The organism is Armatimonadota bacterium, from assembly GCA_016869025.1.
Taxonomy (GTDB): domain Bacteria; phylum Sysuimicrobiota; class Sysuimicrobiia; order Sysuimicrobiales; family Humicultoraceae; genus VGFA01.
In genome coordinates, this window is the sequence record VGFA01000037.1 from 1 (window position 1) to 6203 (window position 6203).

Consider the following 6203-nt stretch of genomic DNA (forward strand, 5'->3'; position numbering starts at 1 on the left):
GAGCGAGGAGTTCGTCCGCGCGCGCTACCGGATCCCGGTGCACTTCGTGGTGCAGAGAGAGGCGCTTGGCAACGGGCACGCGATCTACGTGGCGCGGCAGCACCTGGACGGCGAGGGTGTCCTGATCATCATGGGCGACACCATTATCAAGGCCGACCTTCCCTGCGTGCTGGCGCTCGAGGAATCCGCCATAGGCGTGCGCGAGGTTGCAGACGCGCGGCGCTTTGGGGTGGTGGAGGTCTCAGACGGCCACGTGCGTCGCCTGGTCGAGAAGCCCGAGGTGCCGCAGAGCAACCTGGCCGTTGTGGGCGTCTACCTGATTCGGAATCCGCTGCTGCTCGCCGGGTGCCTCGAGCGGCTCATCAACGAGGGGCGGACTGTGCGCGGCGAGTACTGGCTGGCCGACGCGCTGCAGATGATGGTCGAGGCCGGCGAGCGCATGCGCACCTTCCACATCACCGGCTGGTACGACTGCGGCACGTCCGAGGCGCTGCTGGAGGCGAACCGAGAGCTGCTCAGCAGCGAGCTGCTGCCGGCCTATGTGCCCGACGGTTCGGTCGTGCTGCCCCCGTCGTACGTGGATCCTTCGGCCCGGATCGAGGGATCCGTGATAGGCCCGTACGCCTCGGTGGCCGAGGGCGCGCGCGTTTCGCATTCGGTCATAAGGGACAGCATCGTGAACGCCGACGCCACGCTGGACGGCGTGCTGCTGGAGCATTCCATCATCGGCGAGCACGCCTCGGTCGTCGGGCGGCCGGCGCGGATCAACCTGGGCGACTCGTCAGAGGTCGAACTCGGATAGATGCCCCTCTACCTGGTGACCGGCGGTGCCGGGTTCATCGGCACCCATCTCGTGGGCGCCCTGGCGCGTCGCGGGGATCCCGTCAGGGTGCTGGACAACTTCTCTACAGGGACCGCCGCGAATCTCGCCTTTGCGCTTGGTCGCGAAGTCAGCGAGCCAGAGGGCGGCGGCGTCGTTCGTTACGGCAACGCTGAGATAGTGCGCGGCGACATCCGCGATCCCGCGGTCTGCGAGCGCGCGTGCCATGGCGTGGAGATCGTGCTCCACCAGGCGGCGATGCGGTCGGTTCCCCGGTCTGTGGAGGATCCGGTCGGGGTGAACGAGGTCAACGTCACCGGCACACTGCACATGCTGCGCGCCGCCGCCCGGGCAGGTGTGCGGCGGTTCGTGTACGCGTCTTCGTCCTCGGTGTACGGCGACAACGAGGCCCTCCCCAAGCAGGAGGATCAGATCCCGATGCCGGCATCGCCATACGCCGCCTCGAAGCTGGCGGGCGAGCACTACTGCCGGGTGTTCTCCCGGATCTACGGACTGCCGACCGCGGTTCTTCGCTATTTCAACGTCTTCGGGCCGCTCCAGGACCCACATTCGGCATACGCCGCCGTGATACCGCTGTTCATCGCGCGGGTACTGGCGGGCCGGCCGCTGGAGATCCACGGCGACGGCCTGCAGTCTCGGGACTTCACCCACGTGGACAACGTCACATCCGCCAGTCTCCTGGCGGCCGACGGTCCCGACCTGCGCGGTGAGCCGGTGAACGTCGGATGCGGCGAGCGCTTCACTCTGCTCGAGGTGGTCGAGGCCGTCGCGCAGATTACCCGGCGTCGGGTGGAGGTGCGGCACACAGGAGCCCGCCCGGGAGATGCCAGACATACCCAGGCCGACATCTCCAGGGCCCGCGCGCTTCTTGGGTACGAGCCGGTCGTCGGCTTTCGAGAGGGCCTGGAGCGCACCGTGGCTTTCTTCTCTCGGCAGCATTCCTCTTGAGGAGGTGGTGTTCGTGGACCTCAAGGCCTACATACGCGACGTGCCCGGATTCCCGATCGAGGGCGTCATCTTCAGGGACATCACCCCCCTGCTGCGGTCGCCGGAAGCGTTCTCGCATGCGCTGGACGCGCTCGAGGCCTACTGCCGGCCCAAGCGGCCGGACGTGATTGTGGCGATCGAGGCGCGCGGCTACGTCCTCGCCGCGCCGCTGGCGCTCCGGCTGGGCGCGGCGTTCGTGCCGGCGCGCAAGCCTGGCAAGCTGCCGTGGAAGACCATACGCGAGGAGTACCAGCTCGAGTACGGGGTGGCGGCGCTGGAGATGCACGAGGACGCCATCACACCAGGGCAGCGGGTAGTGATCGTGGACGACGTGATAGCGACCGGAGGCACGCTGAGCGCAACCCGCCGGCTGGTCGAGCGCCTGGGCGGCACGGTTGTGGGGATGGCCTGCCTGGTGGAACTCACGTTCCTGAACGGCCGGAGCGCGCTGGAGGGGGCAGAGCTGTTTTCGGTGCTGACCTACTGATGCTGAACGACACCCTCCGCTACCGCGACTTGCTCGTCGCCCTGGTGGCGACCGAGCTCAAGGTCAAGTACCGGGGATCTGCACTGGGATTACTCTGGTCGCTGCTCAATCCGCTGGCGCTGATCCTGATTTACTCGGTCGCATTCCAGTACATCATTAGGATCCAGATCGAGCACTTCACGGTCTTCCTGATCGCCGGGTTGCTGCCGTGGGGTTTCTTCGCCGGTTCAGCGACGGCCTCCACGGTCTCTCTCATGGTCAATGCCGGGCTGCTCAAGAAGGTCCACTTCCCGCGAGAGATACTTCCCACCGCGACCGTGCTCTTCAACCTCATCCAGACGATGCTCGCCCTGGCGGTCTTCCTGCCGTCGCTGTTCGTGCTACGGGGGGCTGTCCCCTGGACGCTTGTGTTCTACCCGGTTGTGCTCGTGCTGCAGGCGGTGTTTGTCACCGGCGTGGCGCTGGGGTTGTCGGCGCTGACTGTCGCCTTCCGCGACCTGCGCCACCTGACGGAGGTGGGGCTGACGATGCTTTTCTGGCTGACGCCGATCGTCTACCATATCTCGATGGTGCCCGCCGGAATGCAGACGGCTTTCAGGCTGAATCCGATGACGTCCTTTGTTTCGGTCTATCAGGACATCGCCTACTGGGGACGCCCGCCCAGCGCCGGCGACTTCCTGGTGCTGATCGGCTGGGCCGCCGCTACGCTTCTGGTTGGCTGGACGATCTTCCGGCGCAGGGCTCCGTACCTGGCGGAGGAACTCTGAGATGAGCCCCGCGATCGAGGTATGCAGCCTCTGGAAGCGCTTTGTGCTGCGCCACAATCGCGCCGAAACACTAAAGTCACGCATTATGGGCATCTTCGACTCCCGCCTCCGCGAGCGGCGCGAGACCTTCTGGGCGTTACAGGACGTGACGCTCAGCGTGCAGCCGGGGGAAACCCTTGGCCTGATCGGGCCAAACGGGTCGGGCAAGAGCACGCTGCTACGCATCGTCGCCCGCACGCACTATCCAACCCGCGGCACCGTGACGGTGCGCGGCCGGGTTTCACCAATGTTGGAGATTGGCGTCGGGTTTCACCAGGAACTAACGGGGGCGGAGAACATCTACCTGAGCGGTTCCCTGCTGGGCCTGTCTCGCAGCGAGGTCGACCGGCTCTACCCGGCGATCGTCGAGTTCTCCGAGCTCGAGGATTTCATTGACGTGCCGGTCAAGAACTACTCGAGCGGGATGCACGCGCGCCTGGGGTTTTCGATCGCGGCCCACCTCGACCCGGACATTCTCCTGATAGATGAGGCGCTGAGTGTCGGAGACGAAGGGTTCCAACGCAAGTGCCAAGAAAGGATGCAGAGGTTCCGTGCGCGGGGAGTCACGATAGTCTTCGTATCGCACAACATGCGTGCGGTCGCCTCACTCTGTGACCGGGCTTGCCTGCTTGTGCACGGGAAGGTGCAGGCGTTGGGACCAGTTGATGCCGTCGAGTCCCGCTACCAGGAACTCACCGCCGCCCTGACAATGGGGGCCGAGCGTGCACTGGGGCCCGAGCTTCCTCCGCGCCCGGGAAGCCTTCCGTGAAGGCCCTCGTCCTCGCTGGTGGAACGGGTACGCGGCTGCGTCCTCTCACATACTCCATGGCCAAGCAGCTCGTGCCGGTGGCCAACAGGCCCGTCCTGCACTACGTGATGCAGCACCTGCGCGACGCGGGCCTAGAGCGGGTCGGGGTTGTCATCTCGCCGGAAACCGGCGGGCAGATCAGGGCGGCGCTGGAAGCGAATCCCTGGTGCCTGCAGTTTACGTTCATCGTGCAGCCGCAGCCGCTCGGGCTCGCGCACGCCATCAAGGTGGCGCGCGACTTTCTGGCCGAGGATCCCTTCGTGATGTACCTTGGCGACAACCTCATCGGGCAGGGGATCCGCGACTTCACGCGGTCGCTGGCCGAGACCGGGGCCGATGCGGCGATACTACTGAAGGAGGTCGCCGACCCGAGGCTGTTCGGCGTGGCGGAGGTGGACGGCGCAGGCCGCGTGCTACGCCTGGTGGAGAAGCCCGCGGATCCCCCCAGCCGCCTGGCGCTGGTAGGTGTCTATGTCTTCTCATCGGAGATCCATCAGGCGATAGACACGCTGCAACCCTCACATCGGGGCGAGCTCGAGATCACCGATGCGATCCAGCGTCTGCTGGAGCAGGGCAGGCGCGTGCACAGTACGATCTTGAATGGCTGGTGGCTGGATACCGGCAAGAAGGATGACCTGCTAGAGGCCAACCGCGTCATCCTTGACGAGTGCATCGAGCGCGATCTGCGCGGTGAGATTGGTCCCAGCAGCCGGGCGGACGGCCGCGTGTCACTGGGCGCTGGCGCGCGCCTAATCGGCTCGACCGTCCGGGGTCCTGCTGTGATCGGAGAGGGTACCGTCATCGAGCGGTCGTTCGTCGGTCCCTACTCCAGCATCGGCTCCGGGTGCCTGGTGGCGGACTCGACGGTGGAGCACCTGGTGATGATGGACGGGGCGCGCGTAATCGGTGTGGCGCGGCTTGAGGACAGCCTTCTCGGCAAGAACGCGGTCGTGCGGCGAGCCCCGGGAAACCGTAGCGTCTGCCGGCTCATCGTTGGCGAGGACTCCGAGGTCGAGCTGTAGGACTTGGACGGCCCGGGCGGGCGGCCGGAAGAACGAAGTAGGAATCAGCCCAAGCGCAACGAATCCGGCGTTGACGGTGCAATGTTGCCGGCTACCCTGCGGCCAATTGTGGTCTAGACCAGGGGCTAACGCGGGCGAGTCTTCCCGACCTATATGCTGAGGAGGACTCCATGAAGATCGTGATCACCGGCGCGACCGGTCAGCTGGGACATGAGCTGGTCCAGGCCCTATCCGGCAACGATCTCGCGGCATTCGGTCGCCTCGAGCTGGATGTGTGCGACTTCGTGTATACGCGAAGGACAATAGCCAAGATCCGGCCCGAGGTCGTCATCAATGCCGCCGCCCTCACCAGGGTCGACGACTGTGAAACCGAACCGGAACGCGCCTTCTGGGTGAACACCTACGCGGTGCGCAACCTAGCACAGGTGTGCGCTGATCTCGATTGCACGCTGGTCCATGTTAGTACTGACTATGTCTTCGATGGGAGGAAAGCGAGTCCCTATTCAGAAGATGATGCTCCAAATCCGCTCTCAGTCTATGGAATCTCAAAGCTGGCCGGGGAATTCTTCGTGCGCAGTCTTGTGCGGCGTTACTACGTCATACGGACCTCCGGGCTCTACGGGGTGGCAGGCGCAGGCACCAGGCGTGGGAACTTCGTGGAGAAGATAGTGCGCGCAGCAGAGCGAGGCCAGCCGATCCGGGTTGTGGACGATCAGGTGCTCGCGCCGACTGCGGCCGTTGATGTTGCTCGAAAGATCGGGGAACTGCTGTCCTGTGACGATTATGGGGTGTATCACATCACGGATGCGGGGCAATGCTCTTGGTTTGAGTTCGCAAAGACGGCCCTCGCGCTGTGCGGGATTACCGCGAGTATCGAGCCGATCAGCAGCGCGGAGTTTTCGGCGCGGGCTCGCCGCCCGAGCTACTCCGTGCTGGCACGATCGAGGCTTGCACAGATTGGTGCCGACGACCTACCACCCTGGCAGGAAGCGCTGAGCGGGTATCTCCGGCAGCGGGCACGTCTGCGTGTGAGTCGCCCGCAGGGTTAATGGGGGCTGACCGATGGATTTGATCCAAGGTGTTCTCGTGCGTCCGCAGAGGCTCACCCCAGACGATCGGGGCTACCTAATGGAGATGCTTCGCAGCGACTGGCCGGAGTTCCGGCGCTTTGGCCAGGCGTATGTGACCGCATGCTACCCCGGAGTAATAAAGGCCTGGCACTTTCACGCCCGTCAATGGGACTACTTCTCCT

8 protein-coding genes are annotated in these 6203 nt (G+C 65.0%); all 8 read left to right on the plus strand.

Going from position 1 to position 6203, the window contains the following annotated elements:
* A partial coding sequence (locus FJX73_12485) for a nucleotidyl transferase (GenBank protein MBM3471586.1) occupies positions 1–802 on the plus strand: 802 nt, incomplete at its 5' end.
* Complete coding sequence (locus FJX73_12490; protein MBM3471587.1) at positions 803–1789, plus strand: NAD-dependent epimerase/dehydratase family protein; 987 nt, start codon at positions 803–805, stop codon at positions 1787–1789. It abuts the gene before it with no gap.
* A gap of 13 nt (positions 1790–1802) precedes the next feature.
* Positions 1803–2315: an adenine phosphoribosyltransferase gene (locus FJX73_12495; protein ID MBM3471588.1), complete on the plus strand. Its 513-nt coding sequence runs from the start codon at positions 1803–1805 to the stop codon at positions 2313–2315.
* The gene (locus FJX73_12500) at positions 2315–3082 is read left to right on the plus strand and encodes an ABC transporter permease (protein ID MBM3471589.1); all 768 of its coding nucleotides are present in this window, start codon (positions 2315–2317) and stop codon (positions 3080–3082) included. The genes FJX73_12495 and FJX73_12500 overlap by 1 nt, the downstream gene beginning before the upstream one ends.
* Position 3083: 1 nt before the next feature.
* Complete coding sequence (locus tag FJX73_12505) at positions 3084–3890, plus strand: ABC transporter ATP-binding protein (GenBank protein MBM3471590.1); 807 nt, start codon at positions 3084–3086, stop codon at positions 3888–3890.
* Complete coding sequence (locus FJX73_12510) at positions 3887–4951, plus strand: glucose-1-phosphate thymidylyltransferase (protein MBM3471591.1); 1065 nt, start codon at positions 3887–3889, stop codon at positions 4949–4951. The genes FJX73_12505 and FJX73_12510 overlap by 4 nt, the downstream gene beginning before the upstream one ends.
* A gap of 170 nt (positions 4952–5121) precedes the next feature.
* Positions 5122–6000 (plus strand): dTDP-4-dehydrorhamnose reductase, encoded by an 879-nt coding sequence (rfbD, locus tag FJX73_12515; GenBank protein ID MBM3471592.1) that lies wholly within the window; start codon positions 5122–5124, stop codon positions 5998–6000.
* Between the two features lie 13 nt (positions 6001–6013).
* Positions 6014–6203: dTDP-4-dehydrorhamnose 3,5-epimerase (locus FJX73_12520; protein MBM3471593.1), on the plus strand; the 190-nt coding region annotated here is incomplete at its 3' end.